The sequence below is a fragment of the Phaeodactylibacter xiamenensis genome (assembly GCF_000759025.1).
In the GTDB taxonomy this organism is placed as follows: Bacteria; Bacteroidota; Bacteroidia; order Chitinophagales; family Saprospiraceae; genus Phaeodactylibacter; species Phaeodactylibacter xiamenensis.
Genome location: NZ_JPOS01000064.1, coordinates 1 through 350, shown reverse-complemented (window position 1 = coordinate 350; position 350 = coordinate 1). Strand labels below are relative to the sequence as shown.

Genomic DNA, 350 nt, shown 5'->3' with positions numbered 1-350 from the left:
CCACCCGGTCGCGTACCGTCGGCATGCCTAATGGGCGTTCGCTGCCGTCAGGCTTCGGGATATACACCCGTTTTACTGCCTGCGGGCGGTACGCCTTCGTCCTGAGTTCTTTTTCCAAACGGCGCAGCTCTGACACCCTCTTCTCATCGAAGTCGGTGATGCGAACTCCGTCTACTCCGGCAGCGCCCCGGTTCGCCTTTACCTTCTGGTAGGCTTCCATGAGGTTCTTCCAGCTGTACACTTTGTCGTATAGGCTGTACCATTTTCGCATAAAAAAAAAAACTTTTGTACGTTGCAGCTTCTCTGAGCTCCAGGCGGTGCAATTAAGGCAGGCTGTTTGTTCTGGCGGG

General features: G+C 54.9%; 1 pseudogene. It reads right to left on the bottom strand.

Annotated features, from left to right (window positions below):
• A pseudogene (locus IX84_RS18390) lies at positions 1-271 on the bottom strand (group II intron reverse transcriptase/maturase); the annotation flags it as partial.
• Between the last annotated feature and the right edge of the window lie 79 nt (positions 272-350).